A 21963-nucleotide genomic window follows, 5' to 3' on the forward strand; every position below is an offset into this window, starting at 1 on the left:
AAATTGCGCGATGGCAGGGATCAGGGAAAAAAGATGTCCGACATTTTCGGCGCCTGGATGGGCCGGGTCGAAGAGGCCGAGGATCGGATCAGCGATCGGCAGGCGCGGCAGATGGCGGCCACGCTGGATGTCGGCGGGGATTTCGCGCCGGGGGCGGTGCTGCCGCCGCTCTGGCACTGGATGGGCTGGACGCCCGAGACGCGGATGGCCGAGCTTGGCCCCGACGGGCATCCGGCGCGGGGCGGCTTTCTGCCGCCGGTGCCGCTGGAGCGGCGGATGTGGGCGGGGGGGCGGCTGCGCTTTCTGGCGCCGCTCAGGATCGGCGAGGGGTTGTTCCGGCGATCCGAGATTGTGAAGGTGGCGGAAAAGACCGGGACGACGGGGCGGATGGTCTTTGTCACGGTGCGCCATGACGTGCATGGCGCGGCGGGCCTCGCCATCGAGGAAGAGCAGGACATCGTCTTCATCGCCATGCCCGACCGTTATTCCCCGCCCCCGCCGGTCGAGGCCCCCGCGCCGGACTGGCGGCAGGATCTGGCGATGGATGAGGTGCGGCTGTTCCGTTTCTCGGCCCTCACATTCAATGCCCATCGCATCCATTTCGACCTGCCCTATGCGACGGGGGTGGAGAAATATCCGGGTCTTGTGGTGCATGGGCCGATGCAGGCGATGCTGCTGATGGAGGCCGCGCGCGCGCGTCGGGGCGGCGCGATGCCGGGCGGATACCGCTTTCGCGGGGTAAGGCCGCTTTTCCATTTCGACACCCTGTCCCTGCAGGGCGTGGGCGCGAAACTGGCGACGGTGAACGGGGATGGGCTGGTCTGCATGCAGGCCGAGTGGGAGGATTAGGCGATGGCGGGTGTTCTGGCGGGGATGCGGGTGGTGGAGGGATCGGCCTTTGTGGCGGTGCCGCTGGCGGGGATGACGCTTGCGCAGATGGGGGCGGATGTGATCCGCTTTGATCGCCCGCAGGGGGGGCTTGATGCCCATCGCTGGCCGGTGACGCGGGATGGCACCAGCCTGTTCTGGGCGGGGCTGAACAAGGGCAAGCGGTCGCTGGCGGTGGATATGGCCCGCCCCGAGGGGCAGGAGATCGTGACCGATCTGATCTGCGCGCCGGGGCCGGATGCGGGGATGTTCCTGACCAATCTGCGGGTGCGGGGCTGGATGGATTATCCCGCGCTGAAGGCGCGGCGGGACGACCTGATCATGGTCAGCCTTCTGGGCACGCGGCGGGGGGAACCTGCGGTGGATTACACGGTGAACCCGTCGCTTGGCTTTCCCATGGCGACGGGGGCGGAGGGGTCGTCGGACCCGGTCGCCCATGTCCTGCCCGCCTGGGATTGCATCGCGGGGGGGATGGTGGTGAATGCCCTGCTGGCGGCCGAACGGCACCGCTTGCGCACGGGGCGCGGGCAGGTGGCGGAACTGGCGCTGAAGGATGTGGCGGCGGCAATGCTGGCCAATCTGGGGATCCTGGGCGAGGTCGTGGCCAATGGCGTGGATCGCCCCAAGGCGGGCAATTCGCTGTATGGTGCCTATGGGCAGGATTTCCTGCTGGCCTGCGGGCGGCGGGTGATGGTGATCGGGCTGACGGATCGGCAATGGCGGGGGCTGGTCAAGGTGCTGGGCCTTGCGCAGGAGGTGGCCAATCTGGGGCAGCGCATGGCGCTGGACCTGTCGCGCGAGGGGGATCGCTGGGCCGCGGGGAAGGAGATCACGGCGCTTTTCGCGCCATGGTTCGCGGCGCGGCGGCTGGAGGAGGTGGCGCCACTGTTCGACGGGGCGGGGCTGACATGGTCGGTCTTCCGCAGCTTTGCCGAGGCGGTGCATCAGGACCCCGACCTGTCGGAGGACAACCCGATGATGCGGGTGATCCATCAGCCGGGGGTGGGCAGCCTGCCCGTGCCGGGATCGCCCGTGAGTTTTTCCGATCTGGCGCGGATGGGGCCTGCCCCGGCCCCGGTGCTGGGTGAACATACCGAGGAAATCCTTGGCGATGTGCTGGGCCTTGGGTCGGGGCAGATCGGGAAGCTGATGGATCAGGGCGTGGTGGCGCAGGGGGTGGTGCCCAAGCGGGCGGCCTGACCCCCTGCCCCAGTGGCCTCAGGCCAGCGCCTTGGCGACGGTCTCCTGCCACGGGGTCGTGGGCCTGCCGATGAGGCGCGACAGGGTGCGGCTGTCATCGTAAAGCCCGCCACGCCCTGCCTGCACATCGGCATCGGCAAGGACATGGGCAAAGCCTTCGGGCAGGCCGAAGCCCTGCAGGATGCCCGCATAGACCGCAGGCGGCAGGTCGTTATAGGGGATCGCCCTGCCCGTCACGCGCGACACCTCGGCGGCGAGGTCGGCATAGCTGTGCGCCGTGTCGCCCGCCAGTTCATGGACCGCGCCCTCATGCCCCGGGCCTGCGGCCACGGCGATGGCTTCGGCATAATCCGCGCGGGCGGCGGTTGAAAACCGCCCCTCCCCCGCCGACCCGATCAGCGCGCCTGCCGCAATGGCCCCGCCAAGGCTGCCCGTGTGGTTTTCGGTGTACCAGCCGTTGCGCAGCAGGGTGAAGGCAAGGCCGGAGGCGCGGATGATCTCTTCCGTGGCCTTGTGATCGGCGGCCAGCAGCAGGGGCGAGGTATCGGCGCGCAGGATCGAGGTATAGAGGATGCGCCCCACCCCCGCCGCCCGGGCCGCCGCGATGGCGTTGCGGTGCTGGCCCACGCGGTCGTCCACATCGTTGGAGGAGATCAGGACAAGCGTCGTCACCCCGGCAAGGGCGGGGGCAAGGCCGTCTGCCGCCCTGTAATCGAAGGCGCGGGTTTCGGCCTTCAGGCCTGCTGCCTTGGCCGGATCGCGGACAAGTGCGATGGGGGCGTGGCCCCGCGCCTGCAGCGCGGCAAGGGCAAGACGGCCAAGCTGGCCGGTGGCTGCGGAGATGGCGATGGTCATGGAAGGCTCCTTTCGTTGCGGGTTGCCTTCAGATGACGGCTTTACTTACGAAAAGGAAGAACCTACATTTTTGTAAGTATACCGCTTTTCCTCACAAGGGTCTGTGCGATGAAGGATTACCCTGCCCCGCCCCCGGGGGCCGCGCCGAATGTGCTGCATCCGCTTTGCCCGTCGCGGCAGGTGCTGGGGTTGCTGACCAGCCGCTGGGGCGCGCTGATCCTTGTGGCGCTGACCGGGCGGACGCTGCGCTTTTCGCAATTGCGGCGGGAATTGGGGGATGTGAGCGAGCGGATGCTGGCCCAGACCCTGCAGGGGCTGGAGGCGCATGGCATGGTGCGGCGCGTGGCGCATGACGTGGTGCCGCCGCATGTGGATTATTCGCTGACCGAGATCGGCGAGGAGGCGGCGGCGCTGGTGCGGGGGCTTGCGCGCTGGGTCGAGGGGCGGATGCCGGAGATCATGGCGGGCCGCGGCGCGGCGTGTTGAGCGGCGGACCGGGGGTTTTGCACCCCCGGACCCCCGCAGGATATTTGAGAACAGATGAAGGGGCAGAGGCTCAGCCCAGATCGCGGTAGCGCTTTTCCTGACGGGCGGTCCAGCGGACGGTGACGGCGAAACCCGTATCGGTGGGGGTTTCCGACAGGACCACCCCTTCGGCATGAAGCCAGGCGCGGCGGCGGCCATCGGTGAAGGGGACGGCGAGGCTGCGTTCGGTCTTTTCCTCGTCAAATGCCGCGGAAATGGCATCGAGCAGGCGCGGCACGCCTTCGCCCGTGAGGGCCGAGACAGGAAAGACGCGGTCGCGGGTTTCGGCCTGTGCCAACAGCGCCTCGCGTTCGGCGGGGGCTGTGAGATCGAGCTTGTTCCAGACCTCATACATCGGGGTGGCGGGGCCGACGCCGAGGGATTGCAGGATATCGGCCACGTCGGCGGCCTGTTCGCCCGTTTCGGGATGCGCGATGTCGCGGACATGGAGGATGAGGTCGGCCTCCAGCACCTCTTCCAGCGTGGCGCGGAAGGCGGCGACGAGCTGGGTGGGCAGGTCGGAAATGAAACCCACCGTATCGGACAGGATGATCTTGCGCCCCGATGGCAGGGTGATGCCGCGCATCGTGGGGTCGAGCGTGGCGAAGAGCATGTCCTTGGCCAGCACATCCGCCCCCGTGGCGCGGTTGAAGAGCGTGCTTTTGCCCGCATTGGTATAGCCCACCAGTGCCACGATGGGGAACGGCACCTTGCGCCGCGCGGCGCGGTGGAGTTCGCGGGTCTTGACCACCTTGTCGAGCTGGCGTTTCAGCCGGATCACCTGATCGTCGATGGCGCGGCGGTCGGCCTCGATCTGCGTCTCGCCGGGGCCGCCGACAAAGCCGAAGCCGCCGCGCTGGCGTTCGAGGTGGGTCCAGGCGCGGACAAGGCGGGTGCGTTGGTAGCTGAGCGCGGCGAGTTCCACCTGCAGCACGCCTTCGCGGGTGCGCGCGCGGTCGGCGAAGATTTCAAGGATGAGACCTGTGCGGTCGAGGAGCTTGACCCCCCATTCCTTTTCCAGATTGCGCTGCTGGACGGGCGTCACAGGGCCATCGACAAGGACAAGGGCGATGTCATCGGCGGCAAAGCGGGCCTTGAGATCGGCCACCTTGCCCGAGCCGAAAAGCATGCCGGGATGGACGCGGGGAAGGCGGACGACCTCGCCCCCGATCACATCCAGTTCGGGCAGCGCATGGGCCAGGCTGATCGCCTCGGCCAGGCCATGTTCGGGCAGGCGGCGGCTTTTGTCGGCGCGGATGTCGGGATGCAGCACGAAGGCGCGCGTGGCGCGGGCATGGGTGGAACGATCACGACCGTCCCGCCCCTTGAGGAGCGGGAGATCGTCCTCCTCGTCTTCCGGCAGGTCTGAAATCAGTCTTCGCCTTCGTAGAGGTTGATCGGTGCGCCCGGCATGATGGTGGAGATCGCATGCTTGTAGACAAGCTGCGACTGGCCATCGCGGCGCAGAAGCACGCAGAAATTGTCAAACCAGGTGATCACGCCCTGCAGCTTTACCCCGTTGATCAGGAAAATCGTTACCGGAACCTTCGCCTTCCGGACGTGATTGAGAAAAGCGTCCTGCAAATTCTGTTTGTCGCCGGCCATTTTGTCTTTGCCTTTGTTATTGGTCTTGTCGCGCGATTGCCGGACACCCGTTCCCTCAGCCCGAGTATGCCGTCCGACGAACAAAGTATGTAACGCCTTGCGGACAGTTTCCAGTCCAAAAACAGAGTTTTAGAGGAGTGTCATGCAGCGGCTGTCAGCGGCGCCAGTTGTCGGGGGCCAGCAGCACCAGAATGGCCAGCAGTTCCAGCCGCCCGATGATCATCGCCGCGCCGAGAATGGCCTTGGCGGCGGCGGGCAGCAGGGCCAGCGGGATGGGATCGACCGCGGCGATGCTGGTCAGGGGGCCGGTCGTCGTCAGCGCGCCCAGTGTCAGGATGAGGGCGGGTTCGAAGTCGATCCCGGCAAGGGCCAGGGCCGCGACGAGAACGGCGATGGACAGCGCAAAGAGCATGAAGAAGATCCAGGCGAGATAGGCCCCCTCGCGCCGCAGGCGGCGGGCGCTGGTCCCTGCCCCGCCCACGGAATTGGGGTGGATAAGGCGTTCCAACTCACGTTCGCCATGGCGGAAGAGCGCGTAGACGCGCAGGAGTTTCACCCCGCCCGCCGTGGTGGCGATGCCGCCGCCGAAGATGGCAAGCCCGGCCAGCACGAGGCCCGGCGTTTCCAGCCCCGACCAGTCGCGGGCGGCGGACCAATCGGCGGAGGTGAAGCCCGTGGTGGTGAGGAAGGACAGCGTGGTGAACACCGCCCCCCAGAGCGCGCGCAGCCCGGCAAGCCCGTCGCCTTCACCCGGCGTGGTGCCATCGGTGGCGGCGATCCAGTGGCGCAGGAAGAGGATGGCGGGAATGATGGCAAGCAGCGTCAGGGCCATGCGCAATTCGGGATCGCCCGACAGGCGGCTGCCCGGTTCATAGGCGAAGGAACCCGGCCAGAAGCGGCGCGTGATGCCGCCGAAGAGGGCAAGGAAGATGGCCAGTTCGGCAAGGAAGGTTGGCCCCTCGACCGGCAGGCCGCCCGAGGCGGAGATGCCCGAGGTGGAGACGCTGGACATGGCATGGATCAGGGCGGGAAAGTTCGGCTGACCGGCCATCAGCAGCGCGATCCAGAGCAGGACCGTCAGCCCGGCATAGATGGGCAGGACGACCGCGGCCTGGCGGGCCACGCGGCGGGCCGGATCGGCGGTGGCGGTGATCTGGCTGAGCCCTTCGGCCCCGCGCCCCGGCACCCGGCCGGACATCACCTCGATCCCGCCCAGCGTCATGGGCGCAAGGATGGCAACGGCCGCCACCAGGATGAAGAGCCCGCCCATCCAGCCCACCTGCGCGCGCCAGAGATGGATGGAGGGTGGCAGGCGTCCGGGTTCATAGAGACTGGCCCCCGTGGTGGTGAAGGAGGAAACCATTTCCAGCCAGGCATTGCTCCAGCTGGTATCGGGCAGCGCCTGGATGACGGGCAGCGCCATCAGGAGCGGCAGCACGATATAGGCCCCGACCAGCGCCACGAGATTGGCCCGCGCCGGGTTGCGGGCGCGGTGATTGACGGTGGCGATGCCGATCATGGCGGTAAGGATCAGCAGGATCACACCGGAATAGAAGAAGGCCCGTCCGGTATCGTGATCGCGCAGGATCGCCGCATGGGCCGCGGGCAGCCACATCGAAAGCGAGGTGATCCCCATCAGAAGGACCAGAAGCGGAAGCTCGGACAGGCGCCGCAGCATCAGAAGAAGTCGATCGAGACCTGCAGGAGGCGTTCCACCTCGCGCACGTCCGTGGCCATGACGAACAGCGCGATGACATCGCCGGCCTCGATGCGCGTGTCGCCGGTGGGTTTGACGACCTTTTCCCCCTTCATCAGCGCGCCCACCAGCACGCCTTCGGGGAATTCGATGTCACGGATCAGGCGGCCCGCCAGGGGCGAGGTGGACAGGACCTGCGCCTCGATCATCTCGGCCTCGGCATCGCCCAGCGAATAGATGGCGCGCACCTTGCCGTGGCGGATGTGGCGCAGGATCGAGGAGACGGTGGTGGCGCGCGGGTTGATATAGGCGTCGATGTCCAGGGGGCCCATCAGGGGGGCAAGCGTCGGGTCATTGACCAGCGCGATGGACATGGGGCAACCCGCCTGCTTGGCGCGGACCGCGACCAGAAGGTTCGTCTTGTCGTCATCGGTCACGGCCAGCACGGCATCGGCGCGGTCGATGGAGGCCTCGAGCAGGATGTCCATGTCCATCCCGTCGCCGTTCAGGACGATGGTGCGTTCCAGACTGTCGGCGGCGCGTTCGGCGCGGGCGCGGTTCTTTTCGATGATCTTGGCGCGGACGCGATCGGTGCGGGATTCCAGCGCGCGGGCGACGCCAAGCCCCACATTGCCGCCGCCGATGATGACGATGCGTTCCTGTTTGCGGGTCTGCTTGCCGAAGATTTCCAGCGTGCGGTTCACGTCTTCGGAATGGGTGAAGACATAGATCTGATCCTCGGCGAACAACTGGTCGCCGGGTTCGGGGGCGAAGAGCCGGCCTTCGCGGCGCACGCCCACGACGATGGCGCGCAGGGTGGAGAAGAGATCGTTCAACTGCCGAAGCGGCGTGTTCAGGACGGGGCAATCCTCATCCAGCTGGATGCCCAGCAGTTGCGCGCGGCCCAGCATGAAGCTTTCGGTATCGAAGGTGGCGGGCGCGGCAAGGCGTTGCAGCGCGGCCTCGGCCACTTCGCGTTCGGGGCTGATCACCACGTCGATGGGCAGGTGATCGCGGCGGTAGAGATCGGAATAGATGGCATCGAGATAGGATTGCGCGCGCAGGCGGGCGATCTTGCGCGGGACGGAAAAGATCGCATGGGCCACCTCGCAGGTCACCATGTTCACCTCGTCGGAATGGGTGGCGGCGATGATCATGTCGGCATCGCGCGCGCCCGCCTTTTCCAGCACATCCGGGTAGGAGGCGAAGCCCACGACGCCCTGCACATCCAGCGTATCCGTCGCGCGGCGCACCAGATCGGCGTTGTAATCGACAAGGGTGACGTCGTTCTTCTCGCCCGAAAGCTGGCGGGCGATCTGCCAGCCCACCTGCCCCGCGCCGCAGATGATCACCTTCATGGCTGCCTCCGGTTCATCGCGCCCCCTGAGTGGCAGATGGGCGCGCGGCGGTCAATGGCGGGCTGGCGGCGCGCGCGGTCAGACCTCTTCGCCCTCGTCCTCGTCCATGTCCTCATCCAGACGGGCGAGGCGGCCGCCGCCTTTCGACGTGGTGACGACGCCCAGCGATTTCAGCTTGCGGTGCAGCGCCGAGCGTTCCATGCCGACGAAACTGGCCGTGCGGCTGATATTGCCGCCGAAGCGGTTGATCTGGGTCAGCAGGTATTCGCGTTCGAAGACCTCGCGCGCCTCGCGCAGGGGAAGGGTCGCCATGGCCCCGCCCAGCACCAGACGGCCGCTTTCGCCTTCGGGCGCCTCTTGCCCCGGCAGTTCGCGGGCGTCGATGGGGCCCGATCCATCGCCCAGGATCAGCACCCGTTCGATGACGTTGCGCAACTGGCGCACATTGCCGGGCCAGGGCATGGTTTGCAGCATCGCCTCGGCCTCGGAGGAGAGGGGGCGCTGCGGCAGGCCCTGGGTGCGGTGGAACATGTCGATGAAATGGCGCGTCAGTTCGGGGATGTCCTCGCGCCGGTCCTCGAGGCTGGGCACGGGGATCGGCACGACGTTGAGCCGATCATAGAGTTCCTGCCGGAAGCGGCCCGCGCCGATTTCGGCGCGCAGGTCGCGGGTGGTGGAGGAGATGACGCGCAGATCGACGCGGACCTTGTCGGTGCCCCCTGCCCTTGTGAATTGCTGTTCCACCAGAACGCGCAGGATCTTTGACTGGGTGCCGATGGGCATGTCAGCCACTTCGTCGAAATAGACGACACCGCCATGGGCCTGTTCCAGAAGCCCCTTTTCCACCCCGCGTTCGGCGGTTTCGCGGCCGAACAGCACCTCTTCCATGCGTTCGGGTTCGATCGTGGCCGAAGAGACGGAAACGAAGGGCGCGCCCGCCCGGTTGGAATTGGAATGGATGAAGCGGGCGGCCATTTCCTTGCCCGATCCGGCAGGCCCCGTCAGCATCACCCGGCCATTCGATTTGGTGACCTTTTCAAGCTGCGATTTCAGCGCCTTGAAGGCGGGGCTTGATCCCAGCATGTCGGTGGAGGTGACATCCTTGCGCCGCAGTTCCGAATTCTCGCGCCGCAGGCGCGAGGTTTCCATCGCGCGGCTGACCACGACCATCAGCTGGTCGATGTTGAAGGGTTTCTCGATGAAGTCATAGGCGCCCTGCTTGATCGCGGCGACGGCGATTTCGATATTGCCATGGCCCGAGATGATGACGACCGGCACATCGGGATTGTCGCGCTTGACGGTTTTCAGGATGTCGATGCCATCCATGCGGCTGTCCTTCAGCCAGATATCAAGGATCATCAGCGCGGGCGGCTCGCTGTTGATTTCGGCCATGCAATCATCCGAATTCCCGGCAAGGCGCACGAGATAGCCTTCGTCCTTGAGGATATCGGCGATGAGTTCGCGGATATCCTTTTCGTCATCTACGATCAGAATGCTGCTCATGGTTTATCCCCCTTGTGCGGCGAGGGCCGCGGGTTTGCGGCTGCGGCTGCGGGGGCTGCGCGGGAGACGGATCTCCGCCATGGCGCCCCGGTGGCTGTTGCCTTCGAAAACGGGTGCATCGAGAAGGGCGAGCGTGCCGCCATGTTCCTCGATGATCTTCTTGACGATGGGCAGGCCAAGGCCGGTGCCCTTTTCGCGGGTGGTGACATAGGGTTCGAACAGGCGCGCGCGGTCGGGTGGCAGGCCGATCCCGTTATCGGCGATGCGGATCACGGCGCTGTCCTGTTCTTCGCAAAGCGCAATGCGAATCTCCGGGCGCAGATCGGCGGGTGGGCCTTTTTCCTGCAGGGATTCAATGGCTTCGCCTGCGTTCTTGATCAGGTTTGTCAGCGCCTGGCTGATCATGGTGGCATCCAGATCCAGCATCATGGCGGCTTCGGGCAGATCGCGGCGGAAGGTCACTCCGGGCTGGCCGCTTTCCTGCAGGAGGACGGCATCGCGCAAGAGCGCGGTCAGGTCATTCTCGCGCCGGTCGGGTTCGGGCATGCGGGCGAATTTGGAGAATTCGTCGACGATGCGCCGCAGGTCATTGGTCTGGCGGACGATGACATCGGTATATTGGTCAAGGTCTTCGGGTTCGGTAACCTGGGGGCGGAACTTGCGCTTGATGCGTTCGGCCGAAAGCGCGATGGGCGTGAGGGGATTCTTGATCTCATGCGCGATGCGGCGGGCGACATCGCCCCAGGCGGCCATGCGCTGGGCGCTGACAAGATCGGTGACATCATCGAAGGCCACGACATAGCCTTCGAGGCCGCCATCCTCGTTCCTTCGTTCGGACAGGCGGACAAGCAGGCTTTCCAGCTTGCCCCGGCGGGTGAGGCGCACCTCTTCCTGCGCGGCGGACAGGCCGCTTTCGATCAGGCGTTCGAAAAGGGGCCCGAATTCCGGCACCACCACCGAAAGCGGAAGATCGGCCGAGACCCCTGCCCCCAGATCCAGCAGCCGTTCGGCGGCGCGATTGGCAAAGTCGATCCGGCCATCCGAGCCAAGGCCGATCACGCCTGCCGTGACATTGGACAGGACGGAATCGAACAGGCGGCGGCGGCGTTCGGTCTGGCTATGGCTGTCGACCAGCGCGTCGCGCTGGCCCTTCAACTGGCGCGTCATGCGGTTGAAGGAGCGGCCGAGCGAGGCGATTTCGTCATCGCCCTCTTCCTCGCGCACCTGAACGTCAAGATCGCCCTCGCCCACGCGTTCGGCGGCCTCGGCCAGACGCCCGACGGGCCGTGACAGGCGTTCGGCGAACCACAGGCCCAGCCAGACGGCGGCGAGGATCAGGATCATCGCAAAACCAAGGTAGAGCAGCCCGAATTCGAACAGAAGCCGCCCGCGTTCGGATTCAAGCTGGTGATAAAGCGCCACGGTTTCGCGCGTGCCGTCCAAGAGCGACAGGATGGAGCCATCGACCGTGCGGGAGATATAGAGGTAACGGTCGGCGAAGGCGTCAAGATGGACAAGGGCGCGGAATTCGTTGTTGTCCCAGTCCTGGATCAGGACGGTTTCGCCCGCGCGGGCGCGCTGGATTTCCTCGGGGCCGGGCTGTTCGTAGTCGAAAAGATAGCTGCGTTCGCCGCGCGTCATCAATTCGCCCGCGCCGTCGATCAGATAGGCCTCTTTCAGGCCGCGCTGGATGGTGGCCTGCGCCTGTGTCAGGATCGGGCGCATCTGGTTGTCTTCGAGGAAGAACATCGACTGCTTGAAGAGGTTCAATTCGCGCGCCAGCGCCTCGGCATCGGCGATCAGATCCTGGCGGTGTTCCTGCTCATAGGCCTCGGCCGCCGAAAGCGACGAGCCGACGACAGAGCGCACGCGATCCGAGAACCAGCCTTCCAGGCCGAAATTCACCGTGACCACGGCAAAGACGGCGACAAGGATCGTGGGGATCAGCGCCACGACGGCAAAGACGAAGGTCAGCCGCATATGCAGGCGCGAGCCCGCGGATTTGCTGCGCCGGTCGGCCACCATGCGGGCGACGCGGGCCAGCACAAGCGTGGCCACGACAAGGATATAGACAAGGTCGGCCAGCAGGATCAGCCTGAGCGCGGGCGAGTTGCCGCCCTGATTGAGCGGCCCGAGCGCAAGGAAGGTGGCCACGGCCAGAAGCGGGCCGAGAAACACCAGACCGAAGGTCATGGCATTCTGCACCTGTCTTTGCCGGCGCAGGCGGCTGAGCCGCGCCCAGGTGTTGCTGCCAACGCTGCGATGCACGCCGACCGACCCCTTCATCCCGAGGGGCCGATTCCCCCCGTCGCCCATATCTTGTGGCCCATGCCCGATTGCGGCAGGGGGAACACGCTTGATGTTGCGGTTTTACATCAGCTTGCGGCGACGAGTCACGCGGATATCGAGATCTGTGATCTTCTTGCGCAAAGTATTGCGGTTGATGCCCAGCAGATCGGCGCATTTCGCCTGATTTCCGGCGGTGGCATCCAGCGCGATCTCGATCAGGGGCATCTCCACCTCGCGCAGGATGCGCTGATAGACGCCTGCCGGGGGCAGTTGCCCGCCATGCAGATCGAAGTAGCGCTTCAGGTGGCGGGCGACCGAGGCGGAGAGTTTCTCACCCTCGCCCCCGCCCTTCAGCGGCTCCATCGCGGGCTGGCTGCCAAGGACGGCTTCCACCTCGCCCCGCGTGATTTCGGTCTCCGAAGAGGTGACCATCAGGCGGCGCAGGGTGTTTTCCAGTTGCCGCACATTTCCGGGCCAGGAATAGGCGCGGACAAGGTCGCGGGCATCGCCCGACAGGCGGCGCAGCGCGCCGGAATCGCGTTCGCCCCGGGCGAGGAAATGTTCGGCCAGAAGCGGGATGTCATCCACCCGTTCGCGCAGGGCAGGCACATGCAGGGTGACGCCGGAGAGGCGGTAGAACAGGTCCTGGCGGAACTGGCCCGCCTCCATCCGGGCGGAAAGATCGGTCTGCGAGGTGGCCATGATGCGCGGGGCATTGTCGCCCGCCAGATCCAGCATGCGCACGATGCGGGCCTGAACCTCGTCATCGTAATCGGCGACCTCGTCGAAGACGAGGCTGCCGCCGCGCGCCCGCGCCATCAGGGCGGAGGGGCCGTCGATCCCGGCCAGATCGGCGGCCTGGGCAACGACGAAGGGCTGCGACCGGCGGTCCGAGAAATCGTGGATGGCCTTGGCGATCAGGCTTTTGCCGGTGCCCGATTCCCCGGTGATCAGAACGGCCAGATCGGTATTCATCACCCGCGCGACAAGCCGGTAAAGCGCCTGCATCGCCGCCGTGCGCCCCACCAGCGGAAGATCATCGCCCGCTTCGCGGCTTTGGGCCGGGCGCGCGGGGGTGCGGCGCTTCTGTTCCAGCGCGCGGGCGGACCGCTTCATCAGATCGGGCAGGTCGAAGGGTTTGGGAAGGTAGTCGAAGGCCTCGGCCTCGGCGGCCTGAATGGCGGTCATGATTGTGTTCTGCGCCGAAATCACGATGACGGGCAGGCCCGGCCGCATCTTGGATATGCGCGGCAGCGCGTCCAGCCCGTTGCCATCGGGCATGATCACATCGGAGATGACCAGATCGCCCTTGCCCTCCTCGACCCAGCGCATCAGCGTCATCAGGCTGGAGGTCGCATGCACCTTGCAGCCCGCCCGCGTCAGCGCCTGGGTCAGCACGGTGCGGATCGTGCGGTCGTCATCGGCAACGAGGACGGTGCCATCCATCAGGCTTTCTCCTTCTTGTCCTTCGGCACCATGGGGAGCGAGACCCGGAACACGGTGCGCCCGGGCACCGAATCCACGGAAATCCATCCTTCATGGTCGGAAATGATCTTGGAAACGAGGGCGAGCCCCAGCCCCGTGCCGTTCTCGCGGCCAGAGACGAAGGGTTCGAAAATGTCGGCGGCGATTTCGGGCGGGATGCCGGGGCCGTCGTCGATGATCTCGATCTGCAGGGGAAGTGCTGCGGGGCGGCCATCCTTGCCGCGCAGGCGCAGCGACAGGTCATAGAAGGTGTGCAGGCGGATCGTGGTGCCTTCGCCCGCCCTCTGGCAGGCCTCGGCCGCGTTCTTGATCAGGTTCAGGAAGACCTGCATCAGTTGGTCGGGATCGGCATGGGTGGGGGGAAGCGAGGGATCGTAATCCTCGACGATCTGCATATGGGCGGCGAAGCCCACCATGGCGGATTTACGCGCGCGATCGAGCGCGTCGTGGATGTTGACGGGGCGGCGTTCCGGCGGGCGCAGGTTGCCGAACTGTTCCACCTGCTCCAGCAGTTTCACGATGCGCCGCGTCTCTTCCACGATCAGATCGGCCAATTCGCGATCCTCGGGCGGCAGGTTCATCCCGATGAGCTGCGCCGCCCCAGAAATCCCCGCGAGCGGATTCTTGATCTCATGCGCCAGCATCTCGGCCATGCCGATGGCGGATTTGGCGGCGGATTTCACCTGCATCGCGCGGCCAAGCCTGTCGGCGATGTCGCGGGGCGAGATGATCAGAAGGATCACCTCGGCATTGTCATGCATCGGCGCGACCTGGATGTTGCATTGCACCGGCGCGCGTTCGCCGGTGGTCACATCCACATCATTGATGAACAGCGGCGACTGGTTCAGCCGGGCGCGTGCCAGCGCCTCATCCATCGGGGCGTCGATGGCGAGGCGGTCAAAGGCGGGCTGGCCCATCAGGCTGCGGGAGGAGGCATTCAGGAAGATCTCGCCCGCCGGGTTCACCTCGGCGATCCGGTTGTCGGGGCCGATCAGCAGCGCAGGCAGCGGCAGCGAGGCCCAGACGACACCGGGAACCGGGTATGGCGTGCGGTATGGTGTCATGCAGCCACCCGTTTTCGATCCGTATCGGCAAATCCCGCCCGGATCAGCCGCAGCACCTCTGCGGGGTCGTCGGAGGTGAGGATGGCGTGGCGCGGCACCGCGCCCTCGACCCCGTCCAGATACCAGCCCAGATGCTTGCGCGCGCAGCGCAGGCCAAGCGCGGGGCCGTAGAATGCGAGCATCGCTTCGTAATGTTCGGCCACCAGATCGGCCAGCGCCGCGCCTTCGGGGATCGCGGGCGCGGGCGTGCCGTAAAGCGCATGCGAGATTTCGGCCAGCCGCCAGGGCGCGCCCTGCGCGCCGCGCCCCACCATCACGCCATCCGCGCCCGACTGCGCCAGCGCCTGCCGGGCGGTGGCGGCATCCACGATGTCGCCATTGGCGATGACGGGGATCGAAACCGCCTCTTTCACCCGGGCGATGGCGGCCCAATCGGCCCGGCCCTTGTAGAACTGGCAGCGGGTGCGGCCATGGATCGTGATCATCCGCACCCCTGCCCCTTCGGCCCGGCGGGCCAGATCGGGGGCGTTCAGAAGCGCGTCATCCCAGCCCAGCCGGGTTTTCAGCGTGACGGGCAGGCTGACCGCCTTGACCACGCTTTCGATCAGCTCCAGCGCCAGATCCAGATCGCGCAGCAGGGCCGAGCCGCAGAGCCCTGTCGTCACCCGCTTTGACGGGCAGCCCATGTTGATGTCGATGATGCGGGCGCCGTTCGCCTCCATCAGGCGGGCGGCTTCGGCCATCCACCAGGGATCGCGGCCCGCCAGTTGCACCGAGCTGGCCTGATCGCCAAGGCCCAGCTCGGCCCGCGCCCGCGCCTCGGGCTGGGCCTGCACGACCTCTTGGCTCGCCACCATCTCGGATACGACCAGCCCCGCCCCGAACCGCGCGACGAGTCGGCGGAAGGGAAGATCGGTGATCCCGGCCAGCGGCGCGAGAAGCACCGGCGGGTGAATCGTCTGGGGTCCGAGGCAGAGGGCCAATTGCCTGTTCCTTGTGCAGATGGATCGGTGTTAGGGCCGCCTCAGGCGGGATGCCAAGCGGCGCCGTGGCGTTTATGACTGAAAAACCGGCGTTGCACAAATTTTAGGCGGTTATGCCTAGGGCGACGCCAGATTGTCAGGCGCGGCGGTGTGGCCTAGGAAGAGCGAAAGAGCAAGGGAGTCGCCCCAACCATGACCACGGCAGCCGTCATCGTCGCCGCAGGGCGCGGCAGCCGCGCGGGCGGCGACAGGCCGAAGCAATGGCAGATGCTGGCGGGCCAGCCGGTGCTGGCCCATACGATCGCGGCCTTTCGCGGGCGGGTGGACCGGCTGGTGGTGGTGATCCATCCCGATGACCGCGCCGCGGCGCAGGCCATCGCGGGCGATGCGCTGCTGGTGGAAGGCGGGGCCACGCGGGCGGAGTCTGTCCGCAATGCGCTGGAGGCGCTGGCGGGAAGCGGCCTGCGCCATGTGCTGATCCATGACGGCGCGCGCCCGGCCGTGCCGGGGGCGGTGATCGCGCGGGTGCTGGCGGCGCTGGAGGCATCGGCCGGCGCGGCCCCTGCCCTGCCGGTGACGGATGCGCTGTGGCGCGGGGACGGCGGCCTTGTGCGCGGCACGCAGGACCGGGCGGGGCTGTGGCGGGCGCAGACGCCGCAGGGCTTTCGCTTCGAGGCCATCCTTGCCGCCCATCGCGCCCATCCGGGCGGGGCGGCGGATGATGTCGAGGTGGCGCGGGCGGCAGGGCTTGACGTGGCCATCGTGGACGGGGATGAGGCCAATCTGAAGGTGACCTTTCCGGGCGATTTCGCGCGGGCCGAGGCGATGATGAAGGACCGCAACATGGATGTGCGCTTGGGCAATGGCTATGACGTGCATGCCTTCACCGAAGGCGACCACGTCTGGCTGTGCGGGGTGAAGGTGGCGCATGACCGCGCGCTTCTGGGCCATTCGGATGCGGATGTGGGGATGCATGCCCTGACCGATGCGATCTATGGCGCGCTGGCCGAGGGGGATATCGGGCGGCATTTCCCGCCCAGCGATCCGCAATGGAAGGGGGCGGAAAGCCATATCTTCCTGCGCCATGCGGCGGGCCTGATGCGGGCGCGGGGATATGAGCTGGGCAATTGCGACGTGACGCTGGTCTGCGAACGCCCGAAGATCGGCCCGCATGCTGCCGCCATGCAGGCGGCGCTGGCGGCGATCATGGGGGTGGATGCGGGGCGCGTCGGCGTGAAGGCCACCACATCGGAACGGCTGGGCTTCACGGGCCGGGAGGAGGGCATCGCCGCGCTGGCCACCGCCTGTCTGGTGCGGGCATGAGGTGGCTGGCGACCTTCTTTGGCGTGGGCCTGCTGCGCCCTGCACCGGGCACCTGGGGATCGGCGGCGGCGCTGGCGCTTGGCGTGGTGATCGACCGTTTCGCGGGTTTTCCGGGCCTTGCACTGGCGACGGTGGTGGCGCTGGTTGCGGGCTTTGCCGCCTGCAAGGCCGTCTGCGGCCCGGGGGATGACCCGTCAGAGGTGGTGATCGACGAGGTGGCGGGACAGTGGATCGCGCTGCTTTTCCCCTCATTCGCCTTCTGGATGCGGGATTTTCAGGGCTGGATGCCCTATCCCGGCTGGCTGGCGGCCTTTCTGCTGTTCCGGCTGTTCGACATCTGGAAGCCCTGGCTGGTGGGGCGGGCCGATGCGCGGGGCGATGCGGCGGGGGTGATGCTGGACGATATCTGGGCCGGGATCTTCGCCGGGATCGGGGTGGTGGTGGCGGCGGGCATCGCCCATGGCGTCCTGATGGGGTGATGCGGATGGCAACGGCGGCGGAAGTGTTGCAGGCGGCGCGCTATTGGGGGGTGAGCATCGCCACGGCGGAAAGCTGCACCGGGGGGATGATCTCGGCCGCGCTGACGGATGTGGCGGGATCGTCGGATGTGTTCGACCGGGGCTTCGTCACCTATTCGAACGAGGCCAAGATGCAGATGCTGGGCGTGCGGCACGAGACGCTGCAGGCGCATGGCGCGGTATCCGAGGCGGTGGCGCGCGAGATGGCCGAGGGCGCGCTGGACCATTCCACCGCCACGCTGGCCGTGGCCGTGACCGGGATCGCGGGGCCGGGCGGATCGGAGTTCAAGCCCGAGGGGCGGGTCTGTTTCGGGCTGGCCCGGGCAGGCCGGGAGACGCGGGTGGAGACGGTGGAATTCGGCCCCATCGGCCGGGCCGAGGTGCGCCGGGCGACGGTGGCGCATGCGCTGGCCCTGATGGCGGGCGCGCTGTCCTGAGCGCTGCGCGGGGTGGAGAGCCCCGGGGCCTTGCCCCGGACCCCAGGGTATTTTTCCCAAGATGAAGACCGGGGATCAGGGGTGGCTTTCGAAGAAGCGCAGCACCTCGGCCGTGGCGTCGATATCCCTTGTGCCGCCCTGCCGCGCGGCGCGGCGGCTGCCATGCCAGGCGTGACCGCCGCCTTCCACCGTCAGGATGCGGACCTGCGCCCGGCCCCTTCCATCGCTGTAATTGCGTTCGATCACGCGCATGCCATCGGCGGCGGGGTCGATCACGCGTTCGCTGCGCGAAAGCATCGGAAAGGGGGCGAGGAAGGCCGCCTCGACCGAGGCGACAGAGGCGAAATCGGTGCGGGTGAGGCTGCTGTCGCCCTGCCCGCCCGCATAGGGGACCATGGGATCGGCGGTGCCGTGGATGTGAAGAAGGGGAACCGGGGCGGTGACGCGGTTGCGGCGCGTGTCCATGGTGCCCGCGACCCCCGCCACGGCGCGGATGCGCGCGGCGCGCCGGGCGGCATAGGTTTCGGCCATGATGGATCCGTTCGACATGCCGGTGAGATAGACCCGGTCGGGATCGAGCCCGAAGCGGCGGCTGGCATCGGCGATGACGGCATCCAGGAAGGCCATGTCATCCACCCCGTTGCGCGCGGCGCTGCCGCAGCAATAGCCGCCGTTCCAGGTGCCGGCGCGTCCGGTGCCTTCGGGGAAGATCACGGCATAGCCCAGACGGTTGGCCGGGCGGGCAAGGCCGGACGAGCGCGCGAACTGATCGGCGCTGCCCCCGCCCCCGTGCAGCGCAAGGATCAGCGGCGCGCCCTGCGGGCGGGCTGGCAGGTCGATCCGGTAGCTGCGATCGCCCAGGCGGATGGTTTCGGCGCTCGCGGGAAGGGCGAAGACCAGCAGAAGAAGAAGCAGGCGGAGCATGTCAATTCCCCGTGATAAGGAAGATGAATGACCCTGATACGCCGGTCCCTGCTTGTTCCGTCGCGTCAGACCCTGGGGCCGTGCAATTCCGCCGCGCGGCGTTCGAAGGCGCGCACCACGCGCTGCATCGCATCGTTGAACACGACGCCGATGATCCCCTGCAGGATGGCATTGCGGAATTCGAAATCGACGAAGAATTCCACCTCGCAGCCGCCTTCGACATCGCGGAAGGACCAGGTGGATTTCATGTGCTTGAAGGGCCCGTCGAGATATTCGGTGTCGATCTTCTGCGCCTCGGGCCAGAGGGTGACGCGGCTGCCGAAGCGTTCGCGGAAGACCTTGAAGGAGATCACGAGATCGGCCTCCATCACCTCGCCCCCGCCATCTATCGGGCGGCGCGAGCGGATGCGGGCGGCGGAATTCCACGGCAGGAATTTCGGATAGGAGCCGACATCGGCCACCAGATCATACATCTGCCGGGCCGTGTAGGGCAGGCGCTTGATTTCGTGATGGGTGGGCATGGCGGCGCCTGACTTTTCGTGACTTGGCTTCGTGTATTGGTTAGACCGGGGCGGGAAATCAAGGGGTGGGGCATGCCAGAGCGGCCATATGTCATAGACCAGATGATCAGCGCCAAGGCGATTGCCGCGCGGGTAGAGGCGCTGGCGGCCGAGATCACGGCGCATTACGCGGGCACCGACAAGCTGGTGGTGGTGGGGCTTCTGCGTGGTTCCTTCGTCTTCATCGCCGATCTGGTGCGCGAGATCGACCTGCCGGTGGAGGTGGATTTCCTTGAGGCCTCCTCCTACGGCGACGCGATGCATTCCTCGCGCGAGGTGCGGATCCTGAAGGACCTGCGGGGCGAGATCGCGGGGCGCGACGTGCTGGTGGTAGAGGATATCGTCGATACGGGCTTTACCCTGCATCATGTGAAGAACCTGCTGCTGAGCCGCGAGCCGAAGCGGCTGGAGGTTTGCGCCCTCTTGGACAAACCCTCGCGGCGCGAGGTGGATATCAAGGCCACATGGACGGGGTTTGAAATCCCCGATGAATTCGTCGTCGGCTACGGGATTGATTTCGCGCAGCGCAACCGCAACCTTCCCTATATCGGCAAGGTGCGGTTTACGGGGTGAGGCGATGAATCCGATGTGGCTGGTGCGCATGGCGCGTTGGGCGCGCAACCCGCCCTCGCCCGGCCGGGTGAAGCTGGTCTTTGGCGTGATCGCGCTCTGCCTGCTGATCTTCGGCTATGAATGGGCCTTCGGCTGGCCCGATTGGCTGGTGCCGCAGAAGATCCGGCCCTGATCCGGCGAAACGGCACGCGGTCGCGACTTCGTCACTGGCCGCAGGCCGGGGCGGGCGATAGGCTGCGGGGATTGATCACCGGAGCCGAGGTTTCATCATGCGCATTCTGCCTGCCCTTGCCCTTGTTGCCCTTGGCGGCGCTGCCGCCGGATGGTGGCTGACGGCCCCTGCCCCGCTGCCCGCCGCCACCTTCGAGGGGCTGACCGGCGATCCGGCGCGGGGCGAGACGGTCTTTGTCGCGGCGGGCTGCGCCTCGTGCCACATGGCGCCGGGGGCGGAGGGAGAGGCGGAACTGGTCCTGTCGGGCGGGCAGCGCTTTCCATCGGATTTCGGCACTTTCGTCGCGCCGAACATCTCGCCCTCGGCGGCAGGCATCGGGGGGTGGTCGGTGGCGGAGCTGGGCAATGCGCTGATGCGGGGCGTGTCGCCCGAGGGGACGCATTACTACCCTGCCCTGCCCTATGCCTCGTACGCGCGGATGCAGCCGCAGGACGTGGCCGATATCCATGCCTATATGCAGGGCCTGCCGCCTTCGGATGTGGCAAGCCTGCCGCATGAGATCGGCTTTCCCTTCAGCATCCGGCGCAGCATCGGGGGGTGGAAGCTTTTGTTCCTGAACACCGATTGGGTCTTGCAGGGCGATCTGACCCCGGAAGAGACGCGCGGGCGCGAGATCGTGGAGGCCTTGGCCCATTGCGGGGAATGCCACACGCCGCGCAATGCGCTGGGCGGGATGGATGGCGCGCGCTGGCTGGCGGGGGCGCCCAATCCTTCGGGCGAGGGCAACATCCCCAACATCACGCCCGGGAAGCTGACTTGGTCGACGGGCGAGATCGTCACCTATCTGACCAGCGGCTTTACCCCGGAATATGACAGCGTGGGCGGCCATATGGCGCATGTTGTGGAAAACATGGCCCGCCTGCCCGACAGCGACCGGCAGGCGGTGGCGGCCTATCTGAAGAAGGTGCCTGCCGTGGAATGATCCACCCGCTGTGGGGGGGATCCGGGTCATCTGCTTGTGATTGCAGGCAATCCCCATACGTGGTAGTGCTGCAAAAAAACAGAGCAGCATGGTGTATCCTATGAACAGGCATTCCGGCGGCGCATTGGCGCTGCTTCTTCTCGCATCGCCGGTTCCGGCCCTGTCGCAGGGGATGGAAGCGCTGAGCTTTTCGGGCGATCTGGAATTCGAACATACGCGGCGCAACGGGGCCTCGGGCACGCTGGCGGGGGGCGAGTTGTTCCTGCGGCTGGAGGGGCCGGTGGGGTTTGAACTGGGCGCGGATATCGACCAGGATCTGGAGACGGGCGGCGATTTCACGGTGCCCTATCTGGCGCTGACCTTCGGTTTCGGACCGGGCGAGGTGGCGGTGGGCGCACCGCAGCCGGTGGTGGACCGGATCATCGACCTGCCCGATTTCGCGGGCATACGGGAATTGCAGCTTGGCTTTGATCAGCGCATGGCCGGGATCGCGACGGGGGTTGCGAAATCGCTGGGCGAGCAGATCTATGGCGCGCGGCTGATGGCCGAGACGGGATCGCTGCGTTATGGCGCGTCGATCCACGGGATCACCCATCAGAGCGGGGCGCATTGGCAGGTGGCGGGCGAATATGCCCTGCGCGGCGGCACCCAGATCGAAGGCGCGGTCGAGGGCGAGGATGGCAATCTGGGCGTCACGGTGGGGGCGAACCATCAGGCGGGCCAGTTCGACATGGGGCTTTACCTGACCAGCCAGCGCATCCTCGGCAATACCGAGGCGGCGACGGCCTATCTGGGCTATGCGGTGACGCCGTCGCTGACGCTGCGGGGCCACCTGCGCAGCGAGGATGGCACGGTGACGGGAAACATGGTCGGGGTGGAGGCGGAATACGGCTTTTCCAACGGGGCCTTCGCGCAGTTCGGCGCGGCCGATGGCAACCGGACAAGCATGACGCTGGATGCCTCTGTCGGGTTCAGGTTCTGAATAGGGATTGGCGCGCAGGTCGTTGATCTGAAACGGATTTC

At 66.7% G+C, this 21963-nt stretch carries 22 protein-coding genes; 10 read left to right on the plus strand and 12 right to left on the minus strand.

Annotation, left to right across the window (positions count from 1 at the left end; genetic code table 11):
• Positions 1 to 33 precede the first annotated feature (33 nt).
• Positions 34 to 849: an FAS1-like dehydratase domain-containing protein gene (locus G5V65_RS07850; protein ID WP_165048683.1), complete on the plus strand. Its 816-nt coding sequence runs from the start codon at positions 34 to 36 to the stop codon at positions 847 to 849.
• A 3-nt stretch (positions 850 to 852) separates the two neighbouring features.
• Positions 853 to 2088 carry a CoA transferase gene (locus G5V65_RS07855; protein WP_165048685.1) on the plus strand — a complete coding sequence of 412 codons (1236 nt, stop codon included), beginning with the start codon at positions 853 to 855 and terminating at the stop codon, positions 2086 to 2088.
• An 18-nt stretch (positions 2089 to 2106) separates the two neighbouring features.
• On the opposite strand, the gene G5V65_RS07860 is transcribed toward G5V65_RS07855, so the two are convergent.
• Positions 2107 to 2943 carry an NAD(P)H-binding protein gene (locus G5V65_RS07860; protein WP_165048687.1) on the minus strand — a complete coding sequence of 279 codons (837 nt, stop codon included), beginning with the start codon at positions 2941 to 2943 and terminating at the stop codon, positions 2107 to 2109.
• Between the two features lie 108 nt (positions 2944 to 3051).
• Here G5V65_RS07860 and G5V65_RS07865 point away from each other — a divergent pair, with 108 nt between their 5' ends.
• Entirely contained in the window at positions 3052 to 3429 is a 378-nt protein-coding gene (locus G5V65_RS07865) for a winged helix-turn-helix transcriptional regulator (RefSeq protein WP_165048690.1), read from the plus strand.
• 70 nt (positions 3430 to 3499) lie between these two features.
• Here the strand turns inward: G5V65_RS07865 and hflX are convergent, their stop codons facing one another.
• The 9 genes from hflX to dusB all read right to left on the minus strand — a co-directional run bounded on the left by hflX (position 3500) and on the right by dusB (position 15451).
• Positions 3500 to 4741, minus strand: a complete 1242-nt coding sequence (gene hflX, locus G5V65_RS07870) for a GTPase HflX (protein ID WP_343162829.1) — start codon at positions 4739 to 4741, stop codon at positions 3500 to 3502.
• 98 nt (positions 4742 to 4839) lie between these two features.
• Positions 4840 to 5073: an RNA chaperone Hfq gene (hfq, locus tag G5V65_RS07875; RefSeq protein WP_023664101.1), complete on the minus strand. Its 234-nt coding sequence runs from the start codon at positions 5071 to 5073 to the stop codon at positions 4840 to 4842.
• Positions 5074 to 5227: 154 nt separating this feature from the next.
• Entirely contained in the window at positions 5228 to 6751 is a 1524-nt protein-coding gene (locus G5V65_RS07880) for a potassium transporter TrkG (protein WP_241250493.1), read from the minus strand.
• Complete coding sequence (gene trkA, locus G5V65_RS07885) at positions 6751 to 8127, minus strand: Trk system potassium transporter TrkA (protein ID WP_165048692.1); 1377 nt, start codon at positions 8125 to 8127, stop codon at positions 6751 to 6753. The genes G5V65_RS07880 and trkA overlap by 1 nt, the downstream gene beginning before the upstream one ends.
• Positions 8128 to 8205: 78 nt before the next feature.
• The gene (gene ntrX / locus G5V65_RS07890; protein WP_165048694.1) at positions 8206 to 9630 is read right to left on the minus strand and encodes a nitrogen assimilation response regulator NtrX; all 1425 of its coding nucleotides are present in this window, start codon (positions 9628 to 9630) and stop codon (positions 8206 to 8208) included.
• 3 nt (positions 9631 to 9633) lie between these two features.
• A complete protein-coding gene (locus G5V65_RS07895; protein WP_165048696.1) occupies positions 9634 to 11916 on the minus strand; it encodes a sensor histidine kinase NtrY-like in 2283 nt (760 codons plus the stop codon).
• Between the two features lie 84 nt (positions 11917 to 12000).
• A complete protein-coding gene (locus G5V65_RS07900; protein ID WP_165048699.1) occupies positions 12001 to 13365 on the minus strand; it encodes a response regulator in 1365 nt (454 codons plus the stop codon).
• Complete coding sequence (locus G5V65_RS07905; RefSeq protein ID WP_165048701.1) at positions 13365 to 14468, minus strand: two-component system sensor histidine kinase NtrB; 1104 nt, start codon at positions 14466 to 14468, stop codon at positions 13365 to 13367. Before G5V65_RS07905 ends, G5V65_RS07900 begins: the two co-directional genes overlap by 1 nt.
• Positions 14465 to 15451: a tRNA dihydrouridine synthase DusB gene (dusB, locus tag G5V65_RS07910; protein ID WP_165048703.1), complete on the minus strand. Its 987-nt coding sequence runs from the start codon at positions 15449 to 15451 to the stop codon at positions 14465 to 14467. Before dusB ends, G5V65_RS07905 begins: the two co-directional genes overlap by 4 nt.
• Before the next feature lie 192 nt (positions 15452 to 15643).
• Here dusB and G5V65_RS07915 point away from each other — a divergent pair, with 192 nt between their 5' ends.
• The 3 genes from G5V65_RS07915 to G5V65_RS07925 are packed head-to-tail and all read left to right on the plus strand — an operon-like array spanning position 15644 to position 17729.
• On the plus strand, positions 15644 to 16774 hold the full coding sequence (locus G5V65_RS07915; RefSeq protein WP_165048705.1) for a bifunctional 2-C-methyl-D-erythritol 4-phosphate cytidylyltransferase/2-C-methyl-D-erythritol 2,4-cyclodiphosphate synthase: 1131 nt from the start codon (positions 15644 to 15646) through the stop codon (positions 16772 to 16774).
• Positions 16771 to 17253, plus strand: a complete 483-nt coding sequence (locus G5V65_RS07920; protein ID WP_165048708.1) for a phosphatidylglycerophosphatase A family protein — start codon at positions 16771 to 16773, stop codon at positions 17251 to 17253. Before G5V65_RS07915 ends, G5V65_RS07920 begins: the two co-directional genes overlap by 4 nt.
• A 5-nt stretch (positions 17254 to 17258) precedes the next feature.
• Entirely contained in the window at positions 17259 to 17729 is a 471-nt protein-coding gene (locus G5V65_RS07925) for a CinA family protein (RefSeq protein WP_165048968.1), read from the plus strand.
• A 75-nt stretch (positions 17730 to 17804) separates the two neighbouring features.
• Here G5V65_RS07925 and G5V65_RS07930 read toward each other — a convergent pair whose 3' ends face one another.
• Complete coding sequence (locus tag G5V65_RS07930) at positions 17805 to 18653, minus strand: alpha/beta hydrolase family esterase (RefSeq protein WP_165048710.1); 849 nt, start codon at positions 18651 to 18653, stop codon at positions 17805 to 17807.
• A 65-nt stretch (positions 18654 to 18718) separates the two neighbouring features.
• Positions 18719 to 19174, minus strand: coding sequence for a type II toxin-antitoxin system RatA family toxin (locus G5V65_RS07935; RefSeq protein ID WP_165048712.1), 456 nt, complete (start codon positions 19172 to 19174; stop codon positions 18719 to 18721).
• 72 nt (positions 19175 to 19246) lie between these two features.
• Between G5V65_RS07935 and hpt the strand changes: the two genes are divergently transcribed.
• From hpt to G5V65_RS07955, 4 genes are all read left to right on the plus strand, one after another.
• Entirely contained in the window at positions 19247 to 19786 is a 540-nt protein-coding gene (gene hpt / locus G5V65_RS07940) for a hypoxanthine phosphoribosyltransferase (protein WP_165048714.1), read from the plus strand.
• Between the two features lie 4 nt (positions 19787 to 19790).
• Positions 19791 to 19958 carry a hypothetical protein gene (locus tag G5V65_RS07945; protein ID WP_165048717.1) on the plus strand — a complete coding sequence of 56 codons (168 nt, stop codon included), beginning with the start codon at positions 19791 to 19793 and terminating at the stop codon, positions 19956 to 19958.
• Between the two features lie 94 nt (positions 19959 to 20052).
• A complete protein-coding gene (locus G5V65_RS07950; protein WP_165048970.1) occupies positions 20053 to 20940 on the plus strand; it encodes a c-type cytochrome in 888 nt (295 codons plus the stop codon).
• Positions 20941 to 21040: 100 nt separating this feature from the next.
• Positions 21041 to 21922 carry a hypothetical protein gene (locus G5V65_RS07955; RefSeq protein ID WP_165048719.1) on the plus strand — a complete coding sequence of 294 codons (882 nt, stop codon included), beginning with the start codon at positions 21041 to 21043 and terminating at the stop codon, positions 21920 to 21922.
• Positions 21923 to 21963 lie beyond the last annotated feature (41 nt).

The sequence above is a fragment of the Paragemmobacter kunshanensis genome (assembly GCF_011059185.1).
GTDB lineage: Bacteria > Pseudomonadota > Alphaproteobacteria > Rhodobacterales > Rhodobacteraceae > Paragemmobacter > Paragemmobacter kunshanensis.